We start from the raw sequence: 26,736 nt of genomic DNA, 5'->3' as shown, positions 1-26,736 counted from the left end.
TGTTGTCTAACGATCGGCGGGGACCAGGACGGTCCCGGTGCCTTCGAGTACGCGCGCTCCGCCGAGGACGTCGAGCGTGAGGTCGCAGCGCACCAGGAGGCCGTCGGCGGTCTCCTCCACGTCCGTCACCACGCCCGCGGCCCGCAGCCTGTCTCCCTCGAATACGTTGCCGAGGAACCTGAACCGGTATCCGGTGACCCGGTCCACGCCGCCGGCCCAGGAGCCGAGCATGGACACGACGTAGGCGATGTTGCTCGGGCCCTGATTGACCGTGCGGTCGCCGAGGCCCAGCGCGCTCGCCGCGTTCCGATCGAAGTGGATCGGGTTCGGGTCCCGCATGAGAGCCGAGAGGGTCTTCATCCGGGCCGGGTCCACCGCGTCGATGGTGCGCTCGGGAATCTTCTGTCCGACGGTGGGTTTCATGCGGTCTCCCCTCGCCGCGGGAACACGATCGAGTTGGTGGTGGAGGCGCAGTGCGCGCCGTCCTCGTCGTGCAGGTCGAGGCGGTAGCCGACGATGTCGAAGACGCCGGTGCGCCGGCCCACCTTGCGCGTCGCAGAGACGATCTCGCCCGACACGCGGTAGGTGGCGCCGACGCGCAGCGGCCGGTGCACCACCGTCTCGGTTTCCCCGGCCATCGGGCCGTCGGCCTCGGTGGCCCCGAACACCGCGAACAACTCGTCCCAGCTCCAGCCCATCGCGCCGGTGGCGACGAGGAACACCAGCACCGGGTGCGCACCGCCGTCGGCGGGATCGGCGAGCATGCTGTCGAGGACGAGGTGCACCCACCACGGCTCGAGCGTGGCCTGCCCGCCGGGGAAGCGGGTGCCGACGAGTTCGGCGAGTTCGGCCTCGGTCGGCACCCGGCGTCCGGTGTCCACGGTCATCGGGCCGCCGTCGCTTCGAGGTACGGCGCCCGCAGGTCCCGCTTCATGATCTTCCCGGTCGGTGCCTTCGGCAGGGCGTCGACGAAGTCCACCGAGCGGGGCTTCTGGTAGGAGGCCAGGTTCCGCTTGGCGGTGTCGATGATCTCCTGTTCGGTGGCGGTGTGCCCGGGCTTGAGCACGACGACGGCCTTGACGACCTCGCCCCACTCGTCGTCGGGGATGCCGATGACGGCGCATTCGAGGACGGCGGGATGGGCGCCGATGGCCTCCTCGACCTGGATGCTGTAGATGTTCTCGCCGCCGGAGATGATCATGTCCTTGGCCCGGTCGACGATGTAGACGTAGTGGTCCTCGTCCCAGACCGCGACGTCGCCGGTCCACATCCAGCCGTCGCGCAGGGTCTGCGCGGTCAGGTCCGGCTTGTTCCAGTAGCCGAGCATGTTGGCCTCGGAGCGGACCACGATCTCGCCGGGGGTCCTGCCGTCCTTGGGGACCTCGTTGCCGTCGAAGTCGACGACCCGGATCGTGGTGCCGAATCCTTCTCGGCCGCAGGACTTCAGCCGGTGCTCGTTGATGCCGTTGACCGCATCGAGGTGGTCCTCCTGGGACAGGAACGACATGGTCGTGCCCTCGGTCTGGCCGTATCCCTGGATCAGGGTGCAGGGGAACGCCTCGAGCGCGCTGCGCACGATCGCGGACGGCATGGGGCCGCCGCCGTACTGGATGTTGCGCAGGCTCGACAGGTCGTAGGAGTCGAAGTTCTCCACGGCCATCATCCAGTTCAGCATCGTGGTGATGCCGAGGAACGCCGAGACCTGTTCCGATTCGATGATCTCGAGCGCCTGCTTGGCCTCGAAATTGACCAGTACGACCGGACATCCGTGCTTCATGTAGTTCATCGAGAGCACCACCGGGATGTGGTACATCTGGCCGGTGAGCATGTAGACGTCGGTCGGCACGACCCGCTCGGCGACGGTCTGGTTGAGCATGCCGGCGGCCGCGCTGGTGTGCGAGTGCAGCGCACCCTTGGATTCCCCGGTGGTGCCGCCGGTGTAGAGGATGAAGAACGGGTCGTCTCCCCCGATGCTCGGCGTCCAGATCGGTTCGGCCGGGCTGGAGCTCGCGAGCAGCTCCTCGTACGTTCCGTTACCCCCCGGACCGAACTCGAGCCAGTGGTCGACCGTGGTGGATCGACTCAGTTCCTCTCCCACGGAACGGAACTCGGACGCGGTGATGAGCACCTTCGGGGTGGCGTCGGCGACGAGCCCGAGCAGGGAGGGGGTCGCGAGTCGCCAGTTCAGCGGCTGCAGGATCAGCCCCGCGCGACCGACGGCGAAGAACAGCTCCTGGAACTCGATACTGTTCTTCGTCAGCACGGCGACGCGGTCGCCCTTCTCGAGTCCGAGTCCGCGCAGTCCGTTCGCCAGGCGCCGGACGCGCTCGTCGAGTCCGGCGAAGGTGATGCGGCGATCGTTGGGGACGTCGTACAACGCCATGCGGTTCGGGGTGAGGGCGGCCCACTTGGCGGGGATGAGGCCCTGGTTCATCGTCATGGTGTCTCCGGAGGCTCAGTACGGAAGGTCGAGGGCGATGTGCCGCTTGGTGAGGACCCAGTCGCCGCCGCTCCTGGTCCACTCGTCCTCGTACTTGCCGGTGGACAGGGCCCGGAGGGCACCGTTCTCCGCGGAGGTGATGAGCAGGTACGACACGGTGCGGACGTTCTTCTCGTCGATCTCGTCGATCAGCAGGTTGGTGGTGATGTGCCGCCGCTGGTCGGTCTGCGTCTCGTGGGCGCCGCGGAACAGGCCCATGATCTCCTCGCGGCCGTTGAGCGGCCCGATGAGGTCGCCGTCGCCGATCTTCATGGTGAACACGGCGGTTTCGCCGAAGACGCGCTCGACGCCGTCCATGTCGCCGTCGTCGTAGGCGAGAGCGTAGCGGGCGAGGGCGTTTTCGATTTCGTTCCTGAGCGACATTACGACTACTCCTGCCGAGGGGAGGGAGGGGGAAGGGATGTGATGGCAGTCACTTTATACTAATCATGCGCATTGTCTAGGGGTAGGAGGACCTGAGTTTCCGCGCCGGGAGACGGCGATCGGCGCTGTTCGGACGTCGGCGCTGTTCGGACGTCGACGCTGTTCGGACGTCGACGCTGTTCGGACGTCGGCGCTGTTCGGACGTCGGCGCTATTCGGATACGGTCCAGGTGTCGTGTCCGGTCAGCAAGGACTGCAGGGAGTCTCGCCGGTCGAGACCGCCGGCGCGGGCGCTCTCGTTCTGCTCCCGCACCAGGTCGTCGTACGTCGGACGAGCGACGCTGCGGAATACGCCGAACACGGTGTGTTCGAGGTCCTGGTCGGACAGCCGCGACAGCGCGAAGGCGTACTCCGGATCGCCGGCGTGCGCATCGTGCACCACGATCGACCCCGGATCGGCCGTCGCCGTGTCCACCACGCGCAGTCCGAATCCGTCACGGACGACGCACTTCTGGCCCTCGGCGCCGAACACGATCGGCTCACCGTGGCGTAGCGGGATCACCCGCTGCTCGGCGTCCTCCTTGCGCAGCACGTCGAAGGAGCCGTCGTTGAAGATCGGGCAGTCCTGATAGATCTCGACGAACGAGGTGCCCCGGTGCTCGGCCGCGCGGCGCAGCACGTCGGTCAGACCCTTGCGGTCGGAGTCGAGCGCGCGGGCCGCGAAGGTGGCCTCGGCACCGAGAGCGAGGGACAGGGTGTTGAACGGGTGGTCCACCGAACCCATCGGCGTCGACTTGGTGACCTTCCCGACCTCGGACGTGGGCGAGTACTGCCCCTTCGTCAGGCCGTAGATCCGGTTGTTGAACAACAGGATCGTGAGGTTCACGTTGCGGCGCAACGCATGGATCAGGTGGTTTCCACCGATCGAGAGGGCATCGCCGTCGCCGGTGACCACCCACACCGACAGGTCGGGCCGGGTGACGGCCAGACCGGTCGCGATCGCCGGCGCACGGCCGTGGATGGAGTGCAGGCCGTAGGTCTCGAGGTAGTACGGGAACCGGCTCGAACAGCCGATGCCCGAGACGAACATCAGGTTCTCGCGCCGCAGGCCGAGTTCGGGCAGGAAGTTGCGGATCGCGGCCAGGATGACGTAGTCACCGCAGCCCGGGCACCAGCGCACCTCCTGGTCGCTCGTGAAGTCCTTGGCCTTCTGCGCGGTGTCGGTCGTCGGGACGAGCGCGGTGGCGCTCAGTCCGAGATCGGTGCCCACGCGGCTGATCAACTCGGTCATGCCGATTCCTCCTCGCGGTCCGGCTCCGGACGGTATTCGGCCGCAGCCAGCGCGGCGGTGGTCTTGGCGTGTTCCAGCTCGCGCAGGGTGCCGGCGAGCGCGGCATCGATCGCGTCGACGATCTCGTCGGCGAGGAAGGCCAGACCCTGAACCTTCGTCACCGGCTGGACGTCGACGAGGTAGCGCGCACGCAGCACGCTCGTCAGCTGTCCCAGGTTCATCTCGGGTGCGATCACCGTGCGGTACCGGCCGAGCACCTCGCCGAGGTTGCGCGGCAACGGGTTCAGGTGCCGTAGGTGCAGGTGGGCGACCGCGGTGCCGCGACGTCGGGCCCGGCGGCACGCCTCGCCGATCGGCCCGTAGGAACTGCCCCATCCCACGATCAGCAGTTCGGCCCGCCCCGACGGATCGTCGACCTCGGCGTCCGGGACCGAGATCCCGTCGATCTTCGCCTGGCGCAGGCGCACCATCAGGTCGTGGTTGGCCGGGTCGTAGGAGATGTTGCCGCTGCCGTTCGCCTTCTCGAGGCCACCGATCCGGTGCTCGAGGCCGGGCGTCCCGGGGATCGCCACGGTGCGGGCCAGGGTTTCGCGGTCCCGGGCGTAGGGACGCAGGGGCGCACCGGCGGCGTCCGGGCCCGTCTCGTAGCCCGGCTCGATCGGGGCGAGCTCGTCGACCCGCGGGATCTGCCAGGGTTCCGAGCCGTTGGCGATCGCGCCGTCGGACAGCAGCAGCACCGGGGTCCGGTAGGTCAGCGCGATGTGGGCCGCCTCGACCGCGGTGGCGAAGCAGTCGGCCGGCGAGCGCGGCGCGAGCACCGCGACCGGCGACTCGCCGTTGCGCCCGTACAGCGCCTGCAGCAGGTCGGACTGCTCGGTCTTGGTCGGCAGACCCGTCGACGGTCCGCCGCGCTGCACGTCGATCACCACGAGGGGGATCTCGGTCATCACGGCCAGGCCGATGGCCTCGCTCTTGAGGGCCAGGCCCGGACCGGAGGTGCTGGTGACGCCCAGGGCGCCGCCGATGGAGGCACCGACCGCCGCGCCGATGGCGGCGATCTCGTCCTCCGCCTGGAAGGTGGTCACGCCGAGGCTGCGGTGCTTGGTCAGCTCGTGCAGGATGTCGGAGGCGGGAGTGATCGGATACGTCCCGAGGAACACCTCGAGCCCGGACAGCTCACCGGCGGCCACCAGGCCGTAGGCCAGGGCGGTGTTACCGGTGATCTGCCGGTACGTGCCGGGCGGCAGGTCCGCCTTGGCCACCTCGAACGTCGTCGCGAACGTCTCCGTGGTCTCGCCGTAGTTCCACCCGGCGTGGAATGCGAGCAGGTTGCCCTGGGCGACCTGCGGCTTCTTGGCGAACTTGGTGCGCAGGAACTCCTCGATCCGCCCCACCGGCCGGTTGTACATCCACGACAGCAGCCCGAGCGCGAACATGTTCTTCGCGCGCTCCCCGTCCTTGCGGCTCAGGCCGGCCGGCTCGACCGCCCCGACCGACAGGCTCGACATCGGCACCTGGTGGATCACGAACTCGTCGAGGCTGCCGTCCTCGAGCGGGCTGGCGGCGTAGCCGACCTTGGACAGGTTGCGCTTGGTGAACTCGTCGGTGTTGACGATGACGGTGCCGCCGCGCGGCAGGTCGCCGATGTTCGCCTTCAGCGCCGCCGGGTTCATCGCGACGAGGACGTCCGGGCGATCACCCGCGGTGAGGATGTCGTGGTCCGCGATCTGGATCTGGAACGACGACACCCCGGGCAGCGTGCCCTGCGGCGCCCGGATCTCGGCGGGGAAGTTCGGCTGCGTCGCGAGGTCGTTGCCGAACGCGGCCGCTTCGGAGGTGAACCGGTCGCCGGTCAGCTGCATGCCGTCGCCCGAGTCGCCCGCGAAGCGGATGACGACTCGCTCCAGCTTGGTGGTGTTCGCGTCCGTTGTCATAGGTGCCTGCCTCTGGTCCGCATTCTGCCCCTAGTGGGCTTCCTTCACGAGTTGCTTGGCCAGGGAATCGAAGATCACCTCGGTCGAGCCCTCGTAGATCCGCATGGGACGGGCCTCCCGGTAGAGGCGTTCGAGCTTCCCGCCGCGCACGAGCCCGAAGCGGCCCATGATCTGCACCGAGCGGTCGACGACGCGGGCGGCCGCCTCGGTGGCACCGACCTTCGCCATCGACGACAGGTGCAGATTGGCGCGTGCGTCGCGGGCCGACGCAGCGGCCGCGCGGTAGGTCAGCGAGCGCGCCATCTCGATGTCGGTCCAGCAGGAGGCGAGGTGCTCGGGCACCGATCCGAGACGCGCGAGGCTGACGCCGAAGCCCTCGCGGGTCTTGGCGTGGGCGACCGCCTCGTTCAGCGCGGCCTGGGCCACGCCGACGGCGGCGCCGGCCACGGACACGCGGAACGTGGCGAGGGTCGCGAGGACGAGCCCGAAGCCCTTGCCCGGTTCCCCGATGCGGTTGCCGACCGGAATCTCGACGTTCTCGAGGATGACGTCGCTGAGCACGTGGGGCGCGATGATCTGGTGCGGGTGCTCGATGCGCAGGCCCGGCGCGTCGGCCGGGACCAGCACGAGGGAGTATCCGTCGCCCTCGCGGGCGAGGATGCTGTAGAAGTCCGCGTCGCCGCCGTTGGTGATGAAGGACTTGTGCCCGTCGACGATCAGCTTGCCGTCGCGCTCGACGACGGTGGTGCTGAGTGCCTTGAGGTCGGAGCCGACGTGCGGCTCCGTCAGGCCGAGCGCGGCCACGGCCTCGAGCCGGGCCACCTTGGGCAGCCACTCCGCCTTGAGTTCCTCGGAGCCGCCGACGCTGATGCAGTAGCTGCCGATGCCCTGCATGCCGAACATGGAGTCGAGGTGGGCCGACTCGGCGGCGAGTGCCTCGCGCACGATGGTCACCGCGAGAGAGTCGACCTTCTCGAAGCGACCACCGTAGGCAGCCGGCACGACGACCTCGGTGAGCCGGGACGCGGTCAGCCGCTTGCGGACGTCCGGATCGAAGCTGTCCGCCTCGTCGGCGCGCGCGGCGATGTCGGCGCACTCGGCCGCGAGGGCACGGGCTTCCCGCTGGAGGTCGAGGTACCGCTGCGGCAGGGCGAACAGGTCCTGCTGGTCGTCACTCACCTTGTACTCCGTTCTGGCGATGCGTCCGATCCACCGGGTGCGACACGGCGGTGTGACTCGGCGCGGTCTCGGCCATTGTCGTGAACTGGATCACTATCCGCTAATCTATGATCACAATAGCAAGGAATTGGATACCGTCAACCAGGACCAGTGGAGGAACTCGATGACCGATTCAACGACCGGCCGGACCCGCCCGGGGTTCGACCCCGCCCGCGCGTTCGATCTGACCGACCGCACCGCGATCGTCACCGGCGGCAGCCGCGGCCTGGGCCGCGCCATGGCCTTCGGGCTGGCTCGCGCCGGCTGCGACGTCGTCATCGCCAGCCGTGACCTGGCCTCCTGCCAGGCCACCGCCGACGAGATCACCGAGGAAACGGGACGCAAGACGCTTGCGCATTCGTTCCACGTCGGCAGATGGGAGTCGATCGAGGAACTCGTCGAGGCGGCCTACGGGCACTTCGGAAAGATCGACGTGCTGATCAACAACGCGGGCATGTCCCCGCTGTACGACAGTCTCGACACCGTCAGCGAAACGCTGTTCGACAAGGTGATCGGGGTGAACCTCAAGGGTCCGTTCCGGCTCGCGGCACTCGTCGGAACCCGCATGGCGCAGGGCGACGGCGGATCCATTATCAACATTTCCAGCGCCGGGTCCGTCCACCCCCGGCCGGACATCCTGCCCTACGCCGCCGCCAAGGCCGGACTCAACGCGATTACGATCGGCATGGCGCACGCGTTCGGTCCCACGGTGCGCAGCAACGCGATCATGGCCGGCACCTTCCTCACGGACGTGAGCAACTCGTGGGACATGGAGGCGTTCTCCCAGCGGGCGCAGCGCTTCGCCGCCAAGCGCGGCGGACAGCCCGACGAGATCGTCGGGGCCGCCCTCTACCTCGCGAGCGACGCCTCGAGTTTCACGACCGGCTCCATCGTCACCGTCGACGGCGGCCACCCCTGATCCGCTCGGAAGGACAAGACATGACCACCGCCACCACCGCCGTCACGCAGCAGCGCTTCCAGCTCGCCTACGGCGACTGCGACGCCGTCGGCATCTCGTACTTCGCCATCAACTACCCGTGGATGGAGCGCACGTACAGCGTCTGGCTGCACTCGTTCGGCCTCGACAGCCACACGATGCTCGACACCGTCGGCGTCTACACCGTGGGCCTGAAGTCGGAGTGCCAGTACATCACCAGTTGCGAGGTATTCGACGAGCTGACCTGCACGGTCGTCCTCGACCACCTCGGCACCACGTCGTACGCGCTGGGATTCGACTTCGAGCGCGGCGACGAACTCGTCGCCCACGGCAAGATCACGTTCGCCGTGCGCGGCGCCGACGGAAACAAGGCGCCGATCCCGGAGCGGCTGCTCGCCGCCCTCCGCACGCTGGAGCCGCCGAAGACAACGGAACAGTAGCTCCCCCGAGCTGAAGGGGGCGTCCACTCCACCGAGTGGACGCCCCCTTCGGCGTCTTCGGGATTCTTGAAATCCATTGACACTCCCCGAATTCCGTATACAGTCCTCAACATCGGTGATCTGGATCACTTCGACTCCAGTGCCGAACCGTCCGCGGAGGCGCTCGCCCCTGAGCGACGCAACTCCCGCTCGACAGTCGATTCGACGATCAGCAGAGGCCCGAGCGACTGCAGGAGAGCCCCCGTCCCATCACCGCCGATGCGCGAGCATCGACGACGGCTTTCCCCGGGACGGACCTGTCGACCGGCGCGGGAGCAGCCCGCCCCGGAATCACGAAAGCGAATGGACATGGGAACCAACGAAAAGAAGGTCGTACAGAACTGGCTCGCCGCCGTCCGCGGCGATTCGGAGGGAGTGGGAGACGCGTTCACCCGCTACTTCCACCCCGATGCCACCTGGACCCTGATCGGATCCACTCCCATCTCGGGCACCTACAAGGGTCTCGAGTCCATCCAGAACGACTTTCTCGGCGCGAACTTCCGCGGCGAGGAGCGCGAAGGCCCGTCCGTGCAGGGCCTGAGCCAGGAATATGGCATCAAGCCACTCGAGGTCGAGGACGTCCTCTCGTTGGAGGACGGGCGCGTCGTCGTATTCTGCCGTTCGGATGGCATGGGCCGCAACGGAGTTGCGTACAAGAACCAGTACTGCTGGATCGTCACCGTCCGCGACGACAAGATCGCGGCCATGCTCGAGTTCTGCGACACCGCCCTGATCGAGCAGGCGCAGTTCGACAAGATGATCGTTCCCCGGGGTACCACCACCCCCGTCTACGCACGCTGATTCGCCACATTCCCCTCGACGCAAGGAGCAATCATGGCCAAGCAGGGACGACTCACCCGGGAGAAATTCGGCTACACGATGCCGGTGGACGAACCGCTCTACCCGAAGCCGCCCGTCTACTATCGCGACATGGAGACCATCACGGTCGCCTACGAGACCGACGAGAACGCCGCGCTCGACCTCCTTCCGGAAGCAGCGGGTTTCGAACTCACTCTCCCCGCGACCGTCCGCATCGTCATCGCCAAGATGCCGTTCACCACGTTCGGCGCGTACGAGGAGGCATACCAGTTCCTCGACTGCACGTGGGAGGGCGAGCCGTGCATCTATCCCGTCCGCATCCTGCTCAACCAGGAGTCGGCACTCGCCGCCGGCCGTGAGATCTGGGGCAACCCCAAGAAGTTCGGCCACATCGAGTGGCAGCAGGAAAGCGAGGTCATGCAGGGAATCGTGGAACGTCCCAAGGGAAGCCGCATCTGCACCGTACAGATGAAGCCGGAGCGTCCGGTCGACCTCGAGCCCTATGACATGAAGCCGATGGGCCTGCGGGTCATCCCGAACCCCGAGGGTGGGGATCCGTCGCTCGCGGATCTGGTGCTCAACTCCTGCCGTGTGACTCCGAAGCAAGCATGGTCCGGGCGCGGCTCGATCTCGTTCGGTGTGGAATCCGAACTCGATCCATGGCACGCTCTGCCGATCAAGCGGATCACAGACGCCCTCTACGTTCGCTCGGACATGGATGTCGCGCCGACAGCGAAGGTCGTCAAACGGTTCTTCTGAGCACGCGCTGCGGGCTCGATCATGTGCAGCCGGCTCGGATCGGTCGACGAGTACGACGCGGTGCTCGCCGACCACCGCCGGCGTGGCAGCACCATCGAGCCGGACGGCGGATTCGGTGCGGGCGCCCACTCCTCACGAGTGGGCGCCCGTTCCTGTCGAGAACTCGTTTCACCAAAATGCGTTGACATCATTCGAATCGTATTTATAGTTATCAGCACCTAGTGATCCGGATCACTTTCCATCTCCGGCCCCAGACCCTCGGCGGAGCGGCACGACCCCCGACCGGTGCCAACCGGCACCGATCCTGCTCGACCCCTCGATTCGACGATCAGGAGATCCCAGAGTGACCGCAGTCGATCCCCGACCCATCGCCCCCGACATCCTCTCCCCCGAGTTCCTCGACAACCCGTACCCGCTCCACCGCGTGTTGCGCGACCACTACCCGGCCCTGCACCACGAGGGCACGGAAAGCTACCTGATCAGCAGGTACGTCGACTGCGCCGAGGCCTTCCGCAGCCCGAAGTTCTCCAGCCGCAACTACGAATGGCAGCTCGAGCCCATCCACGGGCGCACCATCCTGCAGATGGAGGGACGCGAGCACTCCACGCACCGCGCGCTGCTCAACCCGTTCTTCCGCGGCAACGGACTCGAGAAGTTCATGCCGGCCATCACACACAACGCGGCCGACCTGATCGGCGGCATCGTCGCCCGCAACGCCGGCGAGCTGCTCGGCGCGGTGGCCGGACAGGGCGAGGCCGAACTCGTCTCCCAGTTCACCAGCCGGTTCCCCATCAACGTGATGGTCGACATGCTCGGCCTGCCCAAGAGCGATCACGAGCGGTTCCGCGGCTGGTACTTCTCGATCATGGCCTATCTCAACAACCTGGCCGGAGACCCCGAGATCAACGCCGCCGCCGAACGCACCCACGTCGAGCTGCGCGAGTACATGCTGCCGATCATCCGCGAACGGCGTTCGGGCGACGGCGACGATCTGCTCTCGCGCCTGTGCCGCGCGGAGGTCGACGGCGAGCAGATGTCCGACGAGGAGATCAAGGCCTTCGTCAGTCTGCTCCTCGTCGCCGGTGGCGAGACGACGGACAAGGCGATCGCCAGCATGATCCGCAACCTCATCGACCATCCCGACCAGATGCGGGCCGTCCGCGAGGACCGCAGCCTCGCCGACCGCGTCATCGCCGAGACGCTGCGGTACTCCGGACCCGTCCACATGATCATGCGCCAGACCGAGGACGAGGTGCAGATCGAGGACTCGACCATCCCCGCGGGAGCGACGTGCATCATGATGCTCGCGGCCGCCAACCGCGACGAGCGCCACTTCTCGAATCCGGACGAGTTCGACATCTTCCGAACCGACCTCAACGTCGACCGCGCATTCAGCGGTGCGGCCAACCACGTGCAGTTCATCCTCGGCCGCCACTTCTGCGTGGGTTCGATGCTCGCGAAGACGGAGATGACCATCGCGCTGAACCTCGTGCTCGACACGATGGACTCGATCGAATACCAGGACGGCTTCGTACCGCGCGAGGAGGGCCTGTACACCCGCAGCATCCCCGAGCTGCGCGTGAAGTTCGAACCGACCGGGAAGCTCGGCTGACATCCCGCCGGATCGCCGGCCCTCCGCGTATGCGATCCGCATGCGCGGACGGCCGGCACAGCCGCGTCGGCGAAAGTCGGCACTGCCGCCTCGGCAAGAGTCGGCACTGCCGCGTCGACGAAAGCCGTTACTGCAGCGTGTAGTCCGTCAGAACCCGGCGACCGGGCGTGAAGGTGGCCGGGATGCGCTGGTAGCCGGTGTTCACGCCCTGCCGTGGGTACGGCTGTAGCGCCTCGAGGTCGACGTCGTAGTCCGGCATCCGTTCGAGCACCTGGCTGATCAGAGCGTGCGACATGTACCGGCCGAGATGCGAACCGGCGCAGCGGTGCACACCGATGCCGAAGGCGGTGTGCCGGTTGGGCCACCGTTCGATGTCGATTTCGTCGGGCTTGTCGAACAGTTCCGAATCCCGATTGGCCGAGGCCCAGGACAGCAGCACCCGGTCGCCCTTCTGCATGGGGCAGCCGTGGAACTCGACGTCGTGTGTCACGGTGCGTGCGAGCGCCTGCGTCGGCGAGAAGTACCGCAAGAACTCCTCGATGGCGTGGTCGAGGAGATCGGGGTGGTCGATGAGACGCTGCCGCACGTCCTTGTGGCGGCTGAGCCAGACCAGCGAGTTGCTCACCAGGGACGCGGTGGTGCCGACACCGCCGGAGATGAGCAGGTCGACGATCGCGAACACGTCGTGATCGTTCATCGGGCTGCCGTCGACCTCCTGCTGGACGAGGTAGCTGATGATGTCGTCCTTCGGATTCCGCCGCCGTTCGGTGATGGTCTGTTCGATACGTCCGGCCAGGTACGGGAAGTCGACCTCGACCGCGCGGGTGTGCTCGGGGGTGCCCGGAATTCCCGCGAGCACCTGGAAGTGGGCGTTGGAGTAGCGGCGCCACTCCGAGACGTCGAGGCCGAGCCACTCCACCGTGACGATCGAGGGCACTCCGATGACCGACGTCAGGTCGCACTCCCCGCGCTCGATCACGCTGTCGATGAAGCCCGCGACGTGCCGGTCGATGGTGGGTTTCATCTTCTCGACGGCGGCCGGCGCACTGACCGGGTTGACGATTCTGCGGTACTTGCGGAACTCGGGGGGATCGAGCTCGATCGGAATGTGGTCGTGATGGGGGGTTTTCGGGATCACTACGGACAGTCCCTCGCCACCGTACTCGCTGCGCGCCGAGGAGAACGTCTCGTCGTCGCGGGCGGCGTCGAAGACCGAGCTGTAGTCGGAGAGCACCCAATAACCGCCGTGTGCGGGAGTCCAACCGATCTTGACGGTTTCGCGGATCTTCCGGTAGGACTCGGCCGGGTCGGCCGAGTGCTCGGGCGAGTTGTGGTCGAAGTGGACGACCGGACAGCGGGCGGGGCTTTCCATCGTGCGTTCCTTCCGGGACGGGATTCGCCGGCGGCGAATCGGGTTCTAGGACTTGGCGAGCAATCCGGCGTCGATGGGCAGGACCACGCCGGTCACGTACCGCGCCTCGTCGGAGGCCAGCCAGACCAGGGCATTGCTGATGTCGACGGCCTCGACCCAGGGAACGTCGAGTTCGTTGCGCCGACGGCAGTGGTCGACGATGTCGGCCTGCGTGGGCGACTCGAGGTCCGGACGGTAGATGCGGTACATGGCGTCGTTCTCGATCATGTCCGTCCGGACGGTACCGGGGTTGAGGGTGTTCACCCGGATGCCGTGCTCCCCCAGCTCGTTGGAGAGGGTGCGCATGAGGCTCACGACACCCCCCTTGCTGGCCGCGTAGTGCCCGAGGTTGCGGCTCGCCCGGATCGCGGCGACGGAGCTGGTGAGCACGATCGCTCCGCCGGTGCCCTGCTCGATCATGCGCGGCACGACGGCCCGCACGGTGTGGAAGACGCCGGTGAGGTTGACGTCGATGACGTTCTGCCACTCCTCGTCGCTGAGGTGCCAGGTGGGCGTGAAGCTGACGATGCCGGCATTGGCGCTGACGATGTCGATGTGCCCGAACTCGTCGACGGCGTCGGAGACGAGGAGGTCGAGGGCCGCCTGGTCGCGCACGTCGACGACACGGGACAGGCAGCGGCGACCCGCGGCCTCGACGAGGCGTCTGGTCTCGGCGAGGTCGTCGGTGGTGGCGAGCGGATAGGCGACCGTGTCGACGTCCTTGCAGGAGTCGAGGATCACGACGTCGGCGCCCTCCTCCGCAAGACGGACGGCGTTCGATCGTCCCTGGCCCCGGGCGGCGCCGGTGACCAGCGCGACCTTTCCGGCTACTCGTCCCATGAGTGCTCCCGTTCTCATTCTATGCATATTGTGACGAACCGCACTTTAATGCTTATCATGATTATTAGCTAGAGGGTCGGCAAGGGGCAAAAGTCCCGAACGGCCGTAAACCAAGGCCCTGAGGGAGCACTCATGAAGCCGTCGTCATCCGGGAGTTTCGGCACATCGGGACGAGCCCGGCCCGTCGACACCATGCAGCACATCCCCGGCGGCGATTTCCGGATGGGATCGGACCACTTCTACCCAGAGGAACGGCCCGCCCACCAGGTCGCCGTCGACGAGTTCTGGATCGACATCCATCCGGTGACCGTCGCAGAATTTCGCAGGTTCGTCGAGGACTCAGGGCACGTGACCACCGCTGAAATCGCCCCGGACCCGGCCGACTTCCCGGCCGCACCCGTCGGACTGCTCGTGCCTGGCTCACTCGTCTTCGATCCGCCGAATCATCCGGTCCCCCTCGACGACTTCACACGGTGGTGGTCGTGGATCCCGGGAGCCGATTGGCGGCATCCCGAGGGCCCCGGCAGCACAACGGAAGGCCGCGAGGACCACCCGGTCACGCACGTCTCCTTCGACGACGCACTCGCGTACGCGAGGTGGTCCGGCAAAGATCTGCCCACGGAGGCCGAGTGGGAGTTCGCAGCGCGCGGCGGTCTCGAGGGCAGGAATTTCGTCTGGGGCGACGACGATCCACCGACCGGGGGCCCGCGCGCGAACGTATGGCAGGGCGAGTTCCCGTGGCAGAACCTGGAGGAGGACGGCTACTACCGAACCTCCCCGGTGCACGCCTTCCCACCCAATTCGTATGGACTGCACGACATGGCGGGCAACGTCTGGGAGTGGACCCTCGACTACTTCACCGGCGACCACGCCAGCGGAGGAAAGAACGTCGCGCCCGCCTCTGCATGCTGCATACCCCGGAACCCTCGGAATCTGGTGGCAGAGCAACCCGTCGACGCACCCCGCCCGCGACGGGTGATCAAGGGCGGCTCTCACCTCTGTGCGCCCAACTACTGCCTGCGCTACCGCCCGGCTGCCCGGCAGGGACAGAGCGAGGATACGTCGACCGGACACATCGGTTTCCGATGTGTGATCCGGGCGAGCTGACGGCATGCGAAAGCCCCCGGCTCAGTCCGTATGGACACCGGCCGGGGGCGTCGCACTGTCCTGCTCACGCCGCGCGATCGCTCGAACCACTTGTGTCGGCGTCGGTAATCGTGTCGGTCACGATTGATCGGGTTGCCATCGCAGAAGGGCGCTCTCGAGGCGGGTCATCCCGGCATTGATCAACCCCGCTACCACAGCCAGGACGATCAGTACCGCGTACATCTCTGCGGTCTGGAACAACCCGGCGTATTTCTGCAGCAGCTGCCCCACCCCGCTCCGGGACGCAATCAGCTCCGCCGTCACCACGCCGAGGATCGAGTAGATCAGTCCCAGACGCAGGCCGCCGAAGATCGACGGGACTGCCACCGGTACGAGCACCTTGGTGAACATCTGGCGGCGTGTGGCACCCAGCGTGCGGGCGAGGACAGCGACGTCGACATCCACCGATCGCACGCCGGCTCGGGCCGCGCTGATCACCATGAACACCACGATGGAAAATGCCAGAGCGATCTTCGAGCTGATACTCAGACCGAAGGCCACCACGAACACCGGGGCGAGCGCGATCCGGGGCATCGCGTTGATCGCATCGAGGAACGGCGCAACGATCTTCTCTACCGACGGCAGCAGTGCCAGACCGATGCCGATCACAACCCCTACGACCGAGGCCAGCACGAAGGCGAGCACCGCCGCGACCATCGTGTCGGCGAGATTGAGCCAGAGTTCACTGCCGGTGACCGCGCTTGCGAGGGCATGCCCGACCTCGACGGGACTGCTCGACACAGTGCGATCGATCAATTGCAGGCTCACCACGAGCTGCCACAGCCCGATCAGTGCCGCAGCAAAACCAACCCGCATGGCGAGCAATGTGAGCGGGTGCCGCCCGATCCGAGCCTTCCTGGTGCCGGCAGAGAGAGTGCTGTTCGACGAACGTGACCGGCCGGTGACACTGGGGCTGGGGGTTCGGGGGCTTTCCACTGCTGTAGTCATTTTCGACCCTTTCCCGACGGCCCGCATTGCGCGAGCCGCCGGAATCGTTCGGAAGTGTTACGCGGGGACCTGCTCGGAGTTCTCCGCCGGGGCGTGCAGCGCGTCGACGAGCTCCTTGTAGATGCGCCGGTATGTGGGATCGAGGGTGATCTCGTCGACGTTGCGCGGTCTGGGGATGTCGACGATGTGCTCCGCGGCGATCCTTCCTTCGGCGAGCAGGACGATCCGATCCGCCATGAGGATCGCCTCCGTGAGGTCGTGCGTGACGAACACGACGCTCTTGCGATCACCGGCCCACAGGTCCAGGAACTTCCGCTGGACGTCACCGCGGGTCTGGGCGTCGAGCGCTGCGAACGGCTCGTCCATGAGCAGCAACTTCGGATCCAGGGCCCATGTCCGTGCCAGAGCCACACGCTGACGCATCCCTTGGGACAGCTGCCACGGATACAGACCGGCGCTGGCCCGCAGGCCCACGAGATCGAGATACTGCAGGGCACGTTCACGCCGCTGTCTGCGCGGCATCTCGGGATGGCGGATCTCCAATCCGAACTGCACGTTCCGGACCGCCGAACGCCACGGGAGCAGGGCGTCCCGGGCGAACATGTAAGCGACATCGTCGCGTGCCTCGGCCGGCGTGCGTCCGAGGATGCCGACTCGTCCCGTGAAGTTCCGTATCAGTCCGGCAAGCAGATTCAGGATGGTGGTCTTGCCGCAACCGCTCCGTCCGACGAGGACGAGAAACTCTCCGTCGTGCACTTCGAGGGAAACACCGTCGAGAACCCGGTTCGCCTCGCCCGTCCCGTGCCGATCGAACTCGACGGTCACGGCGTCGAGTTCGACTGCCCCATTGCTACTGTTGTCTTTCGGTACCACTGCTCATCACTCCTTCTCAGCCACCGGCTACTTGACGTGTGCACCCGCATCGACGGGCAGCGCGACGCCGGTGACGTAACGCGCCTCGTCACTTGCGAGGTAGAGCACGGCACTGCTGATGTCGGCGCTCTCCACCCACGGGACGGGCAGTGTGTTCAACGACATGAATCCCGGCATCGCCTTCTCCTGGGTAGGTTCCGGGTCGTCCGGCGCGAACATGCCGTAGGTGCCGGGATTCTGGATCATCATCGTGGCAACGTTGGTGGGGTGGATCGTGTTGACCCGGACCCCGTAGGGACCCAGCTCGTTCGCCATGGTCCGCATGAGCCCGACGATGCCGTGCTTCGCCGCGACATAGTGTCCGACCTGCTGGATTCCTTTCAGGCCGCCGATCGAACTGGTGAACATGATCGAACCACCGCGTCCCGCCTGGATCATCGTCGGAACCGCTACTTTCGCGGTGTGATACACACCTGTGAGATTGACGTCGATCATGTCCCGCCACTGGTCCGCCGTCAGTTCCCAGGACCGGCCGTACGTGGCGATTCCCGCATTGGCGACGACGATGTCGATTCGCCCGAGTTCCGCGACGCCGGCGTCGAACGCTGTCTGCAGGCCGTCCAGGTCACGGACGTCGGCCGTGCGGGCGACGATGCGTCGTCCGAGCGCTTCGACCTGCCGCACCGTCTCCTTCAGCTCGGCCTCGGTGGCAAGCGGATAGTAGGGGGTCACGGTGTCGATGTCCGCACAGATGTCGACCGCGATGATGTCGGCACCTTCCTCCGCCAACCGCACGGCGTGGCTGCGTCCCTGCCCCCGTGCCGCACCGGTGACGAAGGCGACCTTGCCCTCGACTCGTCCCGTCATGTCGTTGCTCCTCGTGTGATGATTACTCGGTGTGATGGCTGCTCGGCCGGCGCCGGTCAGTGGGTCGCCAACGTGGCGCGCAGGCGCTGTTCGACATCGCCGGCGCCGTCCTCGGTGGCGAAGGTGACGTACTCGACGGTCCCGTCGAACACGCTCGACTCGTCCGCTCGGTACTCTTCCGAGACAGGCGTACCGCGATCGCGCCCGATGCTCAGGACCTCGTCCACAGAGAAGACGTACGGCACCGTGCGCTCGATGCGCCCCTCGCCGACACATGTACCGTCGACGAGAATCGAGCCCGAGCCGCCTCTGCCGACGCCGCCCCCGTCGTAATCGAACACGAACTCGATCTTGTGCCTGCCCGGGGCGACGAGGTCGGTGCGCACGTAGTACCTTTCGACGTCGCACAGGTTGTGGCAGAAGATTATTCGTCCATCGATGCAGTACAGGGCCCAGCCGCCGAAGCGTCCACCCTGGGCCGCGACGACACCGTGTGGCGACTTCGGACCGCTGTCGATCGAGGCGGTGATCCGGAAGGACGTGTTCTTCAGATTCGGCACGGAGTCCTCACGCAGGCGATCGGTGCCGGGACGGACGGTCAGCTCGGTGCGTCCGCTCATCAGCGTCCGCCTGCCGGCAACTGCCGGGTCGAACCGTTCCGAGAGCCGGTCGTCGAGCGGGAAGACCTGGTAGCGGGTGGCTTCCGCGACGAACAGCCGCTTGAGTTCCTCGAGCTTGTCGGGATACCGGTCGGCCAGATTCACCGCCTGCGACCAGTCGGTGTTCGTGTCGTAGAGTTCCCACACGTCGTCGTCGAAGTCGACCGCCTCGATCGCCGCCATCGTCCACGGCGTGCGGTGTTTGGTCACGGCTGTCCATCCGTGATGGTAGATCCCCCTGTTGCCGAACATCTCGAAGTACTGGGTGGTGTGGCGATCGCGCGCGGACTCGTCGTCGAAGCAGTACAACATCGACACGCCCTCGTAGGGGCGCTGGGCCACTCCGTCTACCGTCGTCGGTTCGGGCAGGCCCGCAGCCTCGAGGATCGTCGGGGCGACATCGATGCAGTGGTGCCACTGATTGCGGATTCCGGGCGTGGTGAGAGCCTCGGGCCAGTGCACGATCATGCCGTTGCGGGTTCCGCCGTAATGCGAGGCGACCTGCTTGGTCCACTGGTAGGGGGTGTCCATGGCCACGGCCCAGCCGGCCGGGTACAGGGCATAGCTCAACGGGCCACCGACGTCGTCGAGCCGGTCCACGAGATCCGCGGCGGTGATGTGGACACCGTTGACGCCGGCCATCTCGTTCATCGTGCCCTCGAGACCACCTTCGGCGGAGGCACCGTTGTCACCCAGGATGTAGAACACCAGGGTGTTGTCGAGTTCCCCACGTGCGTCCAGTTCGGCGATCATCCGGCCGACCTGTTCGTCGGTGTGCTCGGCGAAAGCCGCGTAGGCCTCCATCAGGCGTTCGGCGACGACCTTCTGAGCGTCGTCCAGTTCGTCCCAGTGCGGCACTCCGGGCGTCCACGGGCCGAGCCTGGCGTCCTGCGGGACGACACCCAGTTCCTTCTGCCGAGCCAAGGTGATCTCCCGCTGGGCGTCCCATCCCGCGGAGAATTCACCGCGGTAGCGGGTCCGCCAGTCCCGCGGCAGGTGGAACGGGGTGTGACAGGCTCCGAAGCTCAGATAGCAGAACCACGGCTTGTCGGGGTCGAGTGTGCGTACCGATTCCGTCCATCGAATCGCCTGGTCCACCAGGTCCTCGGAAAGGTGGTACCCGTCGGCTTCCGTCCCCGGAGTCTCGATCGGAGTGGTGCCGTCGTAGAGGTTGGGCGTGAACTGATTGGTCTCTGCCCCGACGAATCCGTAGAACTTGTCGAATCCCTCTCGGGTGGGCCAATGGTCGAAGGGACCGGCCACGGTCTGTTCCCACGGCGGCGTCTGGTGCATCTTGCCGAATGCGCCCGTCGCGTACCCGTTGTACGAAAGAGTCTGCGCGACAGTCGCACAACTCCGCGGACGCAGGGCGTTGTAACCCGGCGACGAAGTGGCGGTCTCCGGTACCCCGCCCATTCCGACCGAATGGTGGTTGCGGCCGCTGAGGAGCGCTGCCCGCGTCGGTGAGCACAGCGCCGTGGTGTGGAATCGCGAGAACCGGGCACCGTTGTCGGCGAGAGCTTCGGCTGCCGGCATCCGGCACGGACCGCCGAACGCGGACGACGCACCGAAACCTACGTCGTCGAGGAGGATCACCAGCACGTTCGGTGCATCCTCCGGGGGCCGAACAGGCGAGGGCGCCTCGTACTTCGGCTCCTGCTTGCGCACGTCGAATGCCGGCACGTGCCTGTCGGTCGAAATGTCGATCGGTAGCGAGTAGCGGTTCACTGTCTTCCCTTCGTAGCGGCACACTCGTGGACTGCGGTGCCCGGTGACGTTCCGTGAGCTGGATCCGTCAGCGATCCGCACCTGCCAGTACCAGACCGTCGTAGGTGAAACCGTCGGGCAACAGTCCCTCGTCGACGTACGCGGCGGAACTGAGCTCCACGGTCTCGCGGTCGAGCGCGACGTCGTATTGGTCGATGCTGCGGTAGAGCAGGTCGGTGGCCTCGGGGCCCAACCCCATCGCCTCGGTGATCGCGCTCTTGACCGCCTCCTCGTTCGCCGGATCGAGAATGAACAGTCGGGCGTCCTCGAGGCCGTCCCGGAAGGCGAGGAGGTCTTCGGCGTTCTCACCGTCGAGGGCGTCGGCCCGCGATACGTAGCCCGAGACGACGGCGTCGCGGAGCGAAGCCGGTCCGTCGCCCGAACGAAGGTCGAAGACGATCTGTCCGATCCCGGCGTCGAGTGTGACGGCGGCACCGGAGCGGTCACTGACTACGATGTCCGCGGACCCGACCTGCAGGGCGGAGACCGCCGGTTGTCCCGTGGCGACAGCGACGATCGCGACGTCCCGGTCGGGGTCGAGGCCGGCTTCGCGCACGATGTTCCGGGTGAGGATGTCGTAGGAGCCACCGAGGGCGGGAACACCGATCGTGGCACCCCGCCAGGTGCGAACGGCCTCGATCCAGTTGCCGTCGCGACTCGCCGTGATCGGGCCACCCTCCTTCGCGACGGCGGTGTACTGGAACGTGCAGCAGGCCGCGAGCATCCGCATCTGAGCACCGGAGGCGCCCTGGTTGTACTGCGCAACGGTGACCGGCGTGGTGAATGCGACGTCGAGCTGTCCCTCCGCCACGGCTGTGGTCATCGCCGGGATGGAGGTGAACTCCATGAACTCCACGGCAACGCCCCGTTTTTCGAAGATTCCCTGATCCTGGGCGACCAGAGCGGCCAGAATGCTCATCTTGCCTTGGTATCCGAGGGTGATGTCGTCGCCGGCGTTCGCTGCCCCGAGCTCGCCCACGCCGCCGCATGCGGCGGCGGTGAGCAGGGCACAGAAGGCTCCGGCGAGTCGGACCATCCGTCGCGTCTTCGACATATCTGACTCCTCATTGATGTTCGGGACCTGCATTCGGTTGTGGAAGTAAGCGCTCACCAGCGAAAACGAGCGGCGGGATGAGGTGGACGAAGTGCTCGAAAATCTCTGCGTATGATTATGCTCACACCCGAGAAGAAGGGGTCAACGGTCCAGTGAGGGATGACTGGCCTGGATTCGAGAACCACGCCGGTCGGACACGTCGAAAGGGAGAAGACACGTGGTCGGAGTGCGAGTCATCGGGGCCACGACCCTGGTCCGGGAACTCGGGACGTGCTCGGTCGAGATCCGTGCGCGTACGCACAGCCGAGGAGCGACCTATCTGAAGCTGAGCGACGGTATCCGTTCACTGGTGCACGACGGACGCATCTGCCTGGGCTCGGCTCTGCCCAGCGAACGCGATCTGGCGGTCGCTCTGTCGGTGAGCCGGAGCACCGTCACCTCGGCATATGCCGATCTCCGCAGGGACGGCTATCTGCTCAGCCGGCAGGGCGCTCGCAGCGTCGTGGCGTTGCCGACGGGCCGCGCGGAGGCCGGCAGCGTCATCTTCCGACAGGTCACCGACGCGGCGCAGAATGCGAGTCTCGACCTCGCACATCTACTTCCGGACACGCCGGTCGACAGCATCATGCAGGCGTATTCGACCGCGCTGACACGGTTACCGGCGCTGTTGAACTCACACGGAATGGACCGCGCCGGACTGCCGGAGCTGCGGTCGCTCGTCGCGCGCCGGTACACCGAGCGAGGTCTCGACACCACGCCGGAACAGATCATGATCACGGCGGGCGCGCAGCATGCCCTCACACTCGTGCTGAACTGTCTCAGCAGTCCCGGCGACCGCATCCTCGTCGAGCACCCCACCCATCCCACGGCGCTCATGGCGATGACGCAGTCCAACCTGCAGGTCGTGCCGATCGCGCTGGACCCGGACGACACGACGTTCGGCGGCTGGGACCTCGCTGCCATCCACGACGCCGCGCGCCAGTCGGGCGCGCGGCTGGCACACATCACCCCCGACTTCAATCAGCCGACAGGGATGTGCCTGACACGGGAGGGCCGCGAACAGTACGCCCGAATCGCTGCCGAGTCGGGAACCACGCTGATCGTGGACGAAGTCCCGTCCGAATTGTGGCTCGAGACCCCTCCACCGCCACCGATGGCGGTGTTCGCCGAACAGAGCGGGTGCCCGTCGATCTGTTTGGGCTCGATGTCGAAGACATTCTGGACAGGACTGCGAATCGGGTGGATCCGCGCCGATCCGGCCGTTGTTTCCCGGTTGATCGGGTACCGGACGGGATTCGATCTCGGCACGTCGCTACCCGATCAGCTCGCTGCCGCAGAGCTGCTGTCGGCTCCCGACACTCTCGAACGTCGGCGGGAATCATTGCGCGAACGCCGAACGGTACTGCTCGATGCGATGGCGCGGACTCTGCCCGAATGGCGGGTGTATCCCAATCACGGGGGTATGACGGTATGGGCGGAAATGCCGCGCCCGGTGTCGACACGATTGTGTACCGCTGCGTTCGAGCGCGGCGTGCTCCTCGTCGCCGGGCCCCAGTTCGGAGTGCACGCCGCGTTCGAACGTCATCTCCGGCTGCCGTATACGCGGAGTCCGGAGGAGATCCGGTCGGCGCTGGACATCGTCGCCGACGCGTACCACTCCCTCCGCTGAATCGTCACACCGACGTCGGCTCCATCAGGATGCCGTCGGGTTCGGACGGGGATCCGACCGCCCGCGCCGCGGCCCGGCCCGTCCGGTAGCCGAACACCATTGCCGGACCGAGCGTTCCGCCGGCTCCGCCGTAGACCATCCGGAGTCGCGCGCACGCCGGTCAGCCGCGACAGCAACGGCTGTCGCGGCTGACCGGTGGCCGCGCGGATGTCCCCTTGATCCGTCAGGCGAGCGACACCGGCCGCAACGGCGCCGCAGCCGTGTCCGCCGACGGCTCGGCCGCGCGGACCGCCCCCCGCGCCGCGGCCCGGCCCGCCCGGTAGCCGAACACCAGTGCCGGACCGAGCGTTCCGCCGGCTCCGCCGTAGACCATCCCGGTGGGGGCCGCCATGACGTTGCCCGCGGCGAACAGCCCGGGGATGACCCGATCGTCGACGTCGAGGACCGCGCCGTCCGCGTCGGTGCGCGGACCGCCCTTCGTGCCGAGCGTGCTGCTGTGGATCTGCACCGCGTGGAAGGGGGCCCGCGCGACGGGTCCCAGGGTGGATTCCACGCCGGGATACCTGTTCTTGTCACCGACAAATCCGTCGTACACGCTCTCGCCGCGGTGGTACTCGCTGTCGTGGCCCCGACGCACGTCCTCGTTCCAGTGGACGACCGTCGATTCGAGGGTGTCCGCGGGGACGTCGATCTGCCGTGCCAGATCGGCGAGAGTGTCGGCGCGCACGACCCACTCCGGGGCGTCGGTGCCCGGCGCGGCCCCGAACGCGCCGTACTTCTCGACGTGGTCGGCGTCGAAGATCAGCCAGCACGGCTGGTTCAGGTAGTCGAAGTCGTGCGCGTCGAGCTGGTGGAACGCCCCACCGAGCGCGTTGTAGTTGGTCGCCTCGTTGGTGAACCGCCGACCGAGCCGGTTGACCATGATCGAGTGCGGCGCAGTGCGCTCCCGGTGCACGAGCTGGACGGCCTGGGCACCGTTCGCCCGTTGCCCGGGCAGCACCGCGACCGGCGCCCACCAGGCCTCGCGCATGTTGCCGAGCTGCGCGCCGACGCGCATCGCCATGCGCAATCCGTCCCCCGTGCACGTGGGCACGGTGGCCGGGTGCGCCATCGGTCCGCGCAGGAAGTCGCGCCGCAGCCGCTCGTCCCATTCGAAGCCGCCGGTGGCGAGCACGACGCCGTGCTCCGCGCGCACGTCGTGCGGCCCGCCCCGTCCCTCGAACCGCACGCCGGTGATGCGGCCGGACTCGTCCTGGATCAGCCGCACGCCCCGCTCCCCGGTGTGCACGGCGACACCCTCGTCGAGGCAGCCCTGGAGGAGGGCCGCGATCATGCCGCGGCCCAGGCCCTCCACGCGGTCGCGCTCCCGCTGCTCGAGCACCTCGGGGGGAAGATGGCCGGTGCCGCCGCCGATGGGGGTCTCGGCGACCGTCATACGGCGCGGAACCCCGACGAGCTTGTCCTCCCATCGGCCGAGGTCGATGAAGCTGAACAGGTCGGGCTCGAGGGAGCGTCCGCCCTGCGGCATGCCGCCGGGCCGCTCGGGGTGGTAGTCGGGGTAACCGGCGACGAGGCGCATCTTCAGCGGCGTGGTGTCGAGCCAGTCGAGCAGTTCGGGAACGGTGTCGACGAACGCCTCCGCCAGCTCGGGCAGGATCATCCCGTGCGACAGGGATTCGAGGTAGGCGAGGGACTGCTCGCGCGAGTCGACGATCCCCGCCTCCCGCGCGTACCGGTTGTTCGGCAGCCACGCCACGGCGCTCGACAGGCACGTGGTACCGCCGAGCAGTTCGCCCTTCTCGAACACCCCCACTCGGGCACCGCACCGGGCGGCCGACAGGGCGGCGCTCAGTCCGGCGCCCCCGCTGCCGAGCACGATGACGTCGTAGGCGTCCGATCCGTCGTTGTCTTGCATCGCAATTCCCTCTCTCGGGGTGGTTCAGTCGAAGGTGGGTGACGGACTCGGCCGGAGTCGTCCGTCCTGTTCGGCGGGGGCCGGCGGACCGGGTGCGGTCGCAGCCGTGAGGACCGTCCCGTACGCGGCGGTCGGCGTCGCGTACCGGACCTCGAGCCGGCGTTCGCCGAAGTGCCAGCGCCCGTTCCGTCTGACGTAACGGTCGTGGTACCGCAACGCGAGAATGCTCTGCACACCCGCCTGCGCGAACTCGACGTGGGAGGGCACGACCCCCTGCGCCGTGTCCTCACCGGTGAAGTCCACCGTGCCGGGGTGCGGGGTGTGCACGCTGACCCCGTCGTATCCGTCGAGCGCGGCACGCACGTAGGCGACGATCGCGTCCCGCCCCCACAGCGATTCCGACAGACCGTGGAACGCTGCGTCGGGCACGTACAGTGCGGCCAGCGTCCGCATGTCGTGGTCGTCGACGGCCAGGGCGTACCGCGTCGCCAGTTCGCGGATCTCGAGGACATCCTCCGTGCGTCGTGGGTGGCGGCCCCGGCCGTCGAGCATGTCGTGTCCTTCCGTCGCGGAGCGTGTTTCGGGGCCTGTCACTACTTCACCAGGGCGCCGGCGTCGATCGGCATCGTGATGCCGGTGACGTAGCGGGACCCGGCTCCGGCGAGGAACAGGACGGCGTTGCTGACGTCGTCGGGCTGCACGAACGGGACGTCGAGGGCATGCATGCCGTGCAGCAGGGGTTCGACCTGTTCCCGGGTGGGCTGCGGCTCGTCCGGGAGGAACAACTTGTAGATCGCGTCGTTCAGCAGCATCCGGGTCTCCACGTTGGTCGGCAGGACCGCGTTGACCCGGATACCTTCGGGGCCGAGTTCGTTGGCGAGACTGCGCATCACGCCGAGAACGCCGTGCTTGGCCGCCGCGTAGTGGGCGTTGTTCGGCAAGCCTTTCAGGCCGGCGATGGAGCTGATCAGCACGATGCTGCCGCCGCGGCCGCCGGCACGCAGGTGCGGGACGGAGGCCTTCACCGTGTTCCACACGCCGGTGAGGTTGATGTCGATCATGTCGCGCCAGATCTCGTCGGTGAGATCCTCGACCGGGTAGCTGCCGGCGATCCCGGCGTTGGCGACGACGACGTCGAGGCGGCCGAACCGCTCGACGCCCGTCGCCACGGCCTTGGCGACTGCGGCCGAATCCCGCACGTCCGCTTCGGTGGTCACGATCTGCCGCCCCTCGGCCTGTACCAGTCGGACCGTCTCGTCGAGGTCCGACCGGGTGGCCATGTCGTACGGGGCGCCCTGCACCGGAGCGCACAGGTCGATCGCGATGATGTCGGCCCCCTCCCGGGCGAGGCGCACCGCGTGGTTGCGTCCCTGCCCCCTCGCCGCACCGGTGACGAAGGCGACCATGCCGTCGAATCCCATGACGTGAACCTCTCTCTCGACCCGATCTTCGATTCGCGTCACGGACCGGGCGACCGCTTCTGCGGGGAGGTCGGCCGGGCTTGTGTGCAGAGCGGTGGATCGCGAGACGGGAGAAGAACGGTAGCGGAAGGAATCTCTGCATATGATTATGCTCACATCGGACCCGGGAGGTCAATGGTCGATTCGGGGAACGCCCCGGCTTCGCGGTCCACCCGTCCCGTTCCGCCGGCGCGAAATCCCTTGAAGGGGAACCCG

The 26,736-nt window shown here is 67.2% G+C and carries 25 protein-coding genes; 7 read left to right on the top strand and 18 right to left on the bottom strand.

The window, feature by feature from the left end; all coding sequences use genetic code 11:
* Window positions 1-6: 6 nt before the first annotated feature.
* The 7 genes from G6038_RS02960 to G6038_RS02930 form a co-directional block, all read right to left on the bottom strand.
* Window positions 7-423, bottom strand: coding sequence for a MaoC family dehydratase (locus tag G6038_RS02960; RefSeq protein WP_165035836.1), 417 nt, complete (start codon window positions 421-423; stop codon window positions 7-9).
* Window positions 420-887, bottom strand: a complete 468-nt coding sequence (locus tag G6038_RS02955; protein ID WP_165035835.1) for a hypothetical protein — start codon at window positions 885-887, stop codon at window positions 420-422. The genes G6038_RS02960 and G6038_RS02955 overlap by 4 nt, the downstream gene beginning before the upstream one ends.
* Window positions 884-2,440: an AMP-binding protein gene (locus G6038_RS02950; protein ID WP_165035834.1), complete on the bottom strand. Its 1,557-nt coding sequence runs from the start codon at window positions 2,438-2,440 to the stop codon at window positions 884-886. Before G6038_RS02950 ends, G6038_RS02955 begins: the two co-directional genes overlap by 4 nt.
* A gap of 15 nt (window positions 2,441-2,455) precedes the next feature.
* Complete coding sequence (locus tag G6038_RS02945) at window positions 2,456-2,863, bottom strand: nuclear transport factor 2 family protein (RefSeq protein WP_165035833.1); 408 nt, start codon at window positions 2,861-2,863, stop codon at window positions 2,456-2,458.
* A gap of 210 nt (window positions 2,864-3,073) precedes the next feature.
* Complete coding sequence (locus tag G6038_RS02940; protein ID WP_165035832.1) at window positions 3,074-4,153, bottom strand: 2-oxoacid:ferredoxin oxidoreductase subunit beta; 1,080 nt, start codon at window positions 4,151-4,153, stop codon at window positions 3,074-3,076.
* Window positions 4,150-6,087 (bottom strand): 2-oxoacid:acceptor oxidoreductase subunit alpha, encoded by a 1,938-nt coding sequence (locus tag G6038_RS02935; protein WP_165035831.1) that lies wholly within the window; start codon window positions 6,085-6,087, stop codon window positions 4,150-4,152. Before G6038_RS02935 ends, G6038_RS02940 begins: the two co-directional genes overlap by 4 nt.
* 30 nt (window positions 6,088-6,117) lie before the next feature.
* Entirely contained in the window at window positions 6,118-7,266 is a 1,149-nt protein-coding gene (locus tag G6038_RS02930; RefSeq protein WP_165035830.1) for an acyl-CoA dehydrogenase family protein, read from the bottom strand.
* A 163-nt stretch (window positions 7,267-7,429) separates the two neighbouring features.
* Here G6038_RS02930 and G6038_RS02925 point away from each other — a divergent pair, with 163 nt between their 5' ends.
* The 5 genes from G6038_RS02925 to G6038_RS02905 all read left to right on the top strand — a co-directional run bounded on the left by G6038_RS02925 (window position 7,430) and on the right by G6038_RS02905 (window position 11,911).
* Window positions 7,430-8,224 carry a glucose 1-dehydrogenase gene (locus G6038_RS02925; protein WP_165035829.1) on the top strand — a complete coding sequence of 265 codons (795 nt, stop codon included), beginning with the start codon at window positions 7,430-7,432 and terminating at the stop codon, window positions 8,222-8,224.
* A gap of 20 nt (window positions 8,225-8,244) precedes the next feature.
* Window positions 8,245-8,682, top strand: a complete 438-nt coding sequence (locus tag G6038_RS02920; RefSeq protein WP_165035828.1) for a hotdog domain-containing protein — start codon at window positions 8,245-8,247, stop codon at window positions 8,680-8,682.
* Between the two features lie 348 nt (window positions 8,683-9,030).
* The gene (locus G6038_RS02915; protein ID WP_165035827.1) at window positions 9,031-9,522 is read left to right on the top strand and encodes a nuclear transport factor 2 family protein; all 492 of its coding nucleotides are present in this window, start codon (window positions 9,031-9,033) and stop codon (window positions 9,520-9,522) included.
* Window positions 9,523-9,555: 33 nt separating this feature from the next.
* Window positions 9,556-10,299, top strand: a complete 744-nt coding sequence (locus G6038_RS02910) for an acetoacetate decarboxylase family protein (RefSeq protein ID WP_165035826.1) — start codon at window positions 9,556-9,558, stop codon at window positions 10,297-10,299.
* 343 nt (window positions 10,300-10,642) lie between these two features.
* Window positions 10,643-11,911, top strand: coding sequence for a cytochrome P450 (locus G6038_RS02905; protein WP_165035825.1), 1,269 nt, complete (start codon window positions 10,643-10,645; stop codon window positions 11,909-11,911).
* A gap of 127 nt (window positions 11,912-12,038) precedes the next feature.
* Here the strand turns inward: G6038_RS02905 and G6038_RS02900 are convergent, their stop codons facing one another.
* Together G6038_RS02900 and G6038_RS02895 are read right to left on the bottom strand one after the other, a co-directional pair.
* A complete protein-coding gene (locus G6038_RS02900; protein WP_165035824.1) occupies window positions 12,039-13,283 on the bottom strand; it encodes a cytochrome P450 in 1,245 nt (414 codons plus the stop codon).
* Window positions 13,284-13,328: 45 nt separating this feature from the next.
* Window positions 13,329-14,162: a mycofactocin-coupled SDR family oxidoreductase gene (locus G6038_RS02895; protein ID WP_165035823.1), complete on the bottom strand. Its 834-nt coding sequence runs from the start codon at window positions 14,160-14,162 to the stop codon at window positions 13,329-13,331.
* A 192-nt stretch (window positions 14,163-14,354) separates the two neighbouring features.
* Between G6038_RS02895 and G6038_RS02890 the strand changes: the two genes are divergently transcribed.
* Window positions 14,355-15,269 carry a formylglycine-generating enzyme family protein gene (locus G6038_RS02890; protein WP_206024203.1) on the top strand — a complete coding sequence of 305 codons (915 nt, stop codon included), beginning with the start codon at window positions 14,355-14,357 and terminating at the stop codon, window positions 15,267-15,269.
* 117 nt (window positions 15,270-15,386) lie between these two features.
* Here the strand turns inward: G6038_RS02890 and G6038_RS02885 are convergent, their stop codons facing one another.
* The 5 genes from G6038_RS02885 to G6038_RS02865 all read right to left on the bottom strand — a co-directional run bounded on the left by G6038_RS02885 (window position 15,387) and on the right by G6038_RS02865 (window position 21,476).
* A complete protein-coding gene (locus G6038_RS02885; RefSeq protein ID WP_240918264.1) occupies window positions 15,387-16,256 on the bottom strand; it encodes an ABC transporter permease in 870 nt (289 codons plus the stop codon).
* A gap of 57 nt (window positions 16,257-16,313) precedes the next feature.
* On the bottom strand, window positions 16,314-17,081 hold the full coding sequence (locus G6038_RS02880) for an ABC transporter ATP-binding protein (RefSeq protein WP_346772733.1): 768 nt from the start codon (window positions 17,079-17,081) through the stop codon (window positions 16,314-16,316).
* Window positions 17,082-17,156: 75 nt separating this feature from the next.
* Complete coding sequence (locus G6038_RS02875; RefSeq protein WP_165035820.1) at window positions 17,157-17,996, bottom strand: mycofactocin-coupled SDR family oxidoreductase; 840 nt, start codon at window positions 17,994-17,996, stop codon at window positions 17,157-17,159.
* Window positions 17,997-18,052: 56 nt separating this feature from the next.
* Entirely contained in the window at window positions 18,053-20,338 is a 2,286-nt protein-coding gene (locus tag G6038_RS02870) for an arylsulfatase (protein ID WP_346772732.1), read from the bottom strand.
* Between the two features lie 112 nt (window positions 20,339-20,450).
* Window positions 20,451-21,476 (bottom strand): ABC transporter substrate-binding protein, encoded by a 1,026-nt coding sequence (locus tag G6038_RS02865; protein ID WP_165035818.1) that lies wholly within the window; start codon window positions 21,474-21,476, stop codon window positions 20,451-20,453.
* Window positions 21,477-21,693: 217 nt separating this feature from the next.
* Here G6038_RS02865 and G6038_RS02860 point away from each other — a divergent pair, with 217 nt between their 5' ends.
* Window positions 21,694-23,145: a PLP-dependent aminotransferase family protein gene (locus tag G6038_RS02860; RefSeq protein WP_165035817.1), complete on the top strand. Its 1,452-nt coding sequence runs from the start codon at window positions 21,694-21,696 to the stop codon at window positions 23,143-23,145.
* A gap of 4 nt (window positions 23,146-23,149) precedes the next feature.
* Here G6038_RS02860 and G6038_RS31780 read toward each other — a convergent pair whose 3' ends face one another.
* The 4 genes from G6038_RS31780 to G6038_RS02845 form a co-directional block, all read right to left on the bottom strand.
* Window positions 23,150-23,284 carry a hypothetical protein gene (locus G6038_RS31780; protein WP_276613798.1) on the bottom strand — a complete coding sequence of 45 codons (135 nt, stop codon included), beginning with the start codon at window positions 23,282-23,284 and terminating at the stop codon, window positions 23,150-23,152.
* A gap of 84 nt (window positions 23,285-23,368) precedes the next feature.
* On the bottom strand, window positions 23,369-25,060 hold the full coding sequence (locus tag G6038_RS02855) for an FAD-dependent oxidoreductase (protein WP_165035816.1): 1,692 nt from the start codon (window positions 25,058-25,060) through the stop codon (window positions 23,369-23,371).
* 24 nt (window positions 25,061-25,084) lie between these two features.
* Window positions 25,085-25,612: a nuclear transport factor 2 family protein gene (locus G6038_RS02850; protein WP_165035815.1), complete on the bottom strand. Its 528-nt coding sequence runs from the start codon at window positions 25,610-25,612 to the stop codon at window positions 25,085-25,087.
* Window positions 25,613-25,653: 41 nt separating this feature from the next.
* A complete protein-coding gene (locus G6038_RS02845; RefSeq protein WP_165035814.1) occupies window positions 25,654-26,481 on the bottom strand; it encodes a mycofactocin-coupled SDR family oxidoreductase in 828 nt (275 codons plus the stop codon).
* Window positions 26,482-26,736: the final 255 nt, after the last annotated feature.

Origin of the sequence: Rhodococcus sp. 14C212 (assembly GCF_011058195.1) — a bacterium.
In the GTDB taxonomy this organism is placed as follows: Bacteria; Actinomycetota; Actinomycetes; order Mycobacteriales; family Mycobacteriaceae; genus Rhodococcus; species Rhodococcus aetherivorans.
This window is presented reverse-complemented; position numbering and strand designations above follow the sequence as displayed.

Bases quoted from the DNA above. Each gene is read 5' to 3' on its own strand.
- G6038_RS02960 (WP_165035836.1), bottom strand. From the start codon at position 423: ATGAAACCCACCGTCGGACAGAAGATTCCCGAGCGCACCATCGACGCG.
- G6038_RS02910 (WP_165035826.1), top strand. From the start codon at position 9,556: ATGGCCAAGCAGGGACGACTCACCCGGGAGAAATTCGGCTACACGATG.
- G6038_RS02875 (WP_165035820.1), bottom strand. From the start codon at position 17,996: ATGACGGGACGAGTCGAGGGCAAGGTCGCCTTCGTCACCGGTGCGGCA.
- G6038_RS02955 (WP_165035835.1), bottom strand. From the start codon at position 887: ATGACCGTGGACACCGGACGCCGGGTGCCGACCGAGGCCGAACTCGCC.
- G6038_RS02885 (WP_240918264.1), bottom strand. From the start codon at position 16,256: ATGACTACAGCAGTGGAAAGCCCCCGAACCCCCAGCCCCAGTGTCACC.
- G6038_RS02945 (WP_165035833.1), bottom strand. From the start codon at position 2,863: ATGTCGCTCAGGAACGAAATCGAAAACGCCCTCGCCCGCTACGCTCTC.
- G6038_RS02915 (WP_165035827.1), top strand. From the start codon at position 9,031: ATGGGAACCAACGAAAAGAAGGTCGTACAGAACTGGCTCGCCGCCGTC.
- G6038_RS02890 (WP_206024203.1), top strand. From the start codon at position 14,355: ATGCAGCACATCCCCGGCGGCGATTTCCGGATGGGATCGGACCACTTC.
- G6038_RS02855 (WP_165035816.1), bottom strand. From the start codon at position 25,060: ATGCAAGACAACGACGGATCGGACGCCTACGACGTCATCGTGCTCGGC.
- G6038_RS31780 (WP_276613798.1), bottom strand. From the start codon at position 23,284: ATGGTCTACGGCGGAGCCGGCGGAACGCTCGGTCCGGCAATGGTGTTC.
- G6038_RS02900 (WP_165035824.1), bottom strand. From the start codon at position 13,283: ATGGAAAGCCCCGCCCGCTGTCCGGTCGTCCACTTCGACCACAACTCG.
- G6038_RS02920 (WP_165035828.1), top strand. From the start codon at position 8,245: ATGACCACCGCCACCACCGCCGTCACGCAGCAGCGCTTCCAGCTCGCC.
- G6038_RS02940 (WP_165035832.1), bottom strand. From the start codon at position 4,153: ATGACCGAGTTGATCAGCCGCGTGGGCACCGATCTCGGACTGAGCGCC.
- G6038_RS02845 (WP_165035814.1), bottom strand. From the start codon at position 26,481: ATGGGATTCGACGGCATGGTCGCCTTCGTCACCGGTGCGGCGAGGGGG.
- G6038_RS02865 (WP_165035818.1), bottom strand. From the start codon at position 21,476: ATGTCGAAGACGCGACGGATGGTCCGACTCGCCGGAGCCTTCTGTGCC.
- G6038_RS02850 (WP_165035815.1), bottom strand. From the start codon at position 25,612: ATGCTCGACGGCCGGGGCCGCCACCCACGACGCACGGAGGATGTCCTC.
- G6038_RS02925 (WP_165035829.1), top strand. From the start codon at position 7,430: ATGACCGATTCAACGACCGGCCGGACCCGCCCGGGGTTCGACCCCGCC.
- G6038_RS02950 (WP_165035834.1), bottom strand. From the start codon at position 2,440: ATGACGATGAACCAGGGCCTCATCCCCGCCAAGTGGGCCGCCCTCACC.
- G6038_RS02895 (WP_165035823.1), bottom strand. From the start codon at position 14,162: ATGGGACGAGTAGCCGGAAAGGTCGCGCTGGTCACCGGCGCCGCCCGG.
- G6038_RS02935 (WP_165035831.1), bottom strand. From the start codon at position 6,087: ATGACAACGGACGCGAACACCACCAAGCTGGAGCGAGTCGTCATCCGC.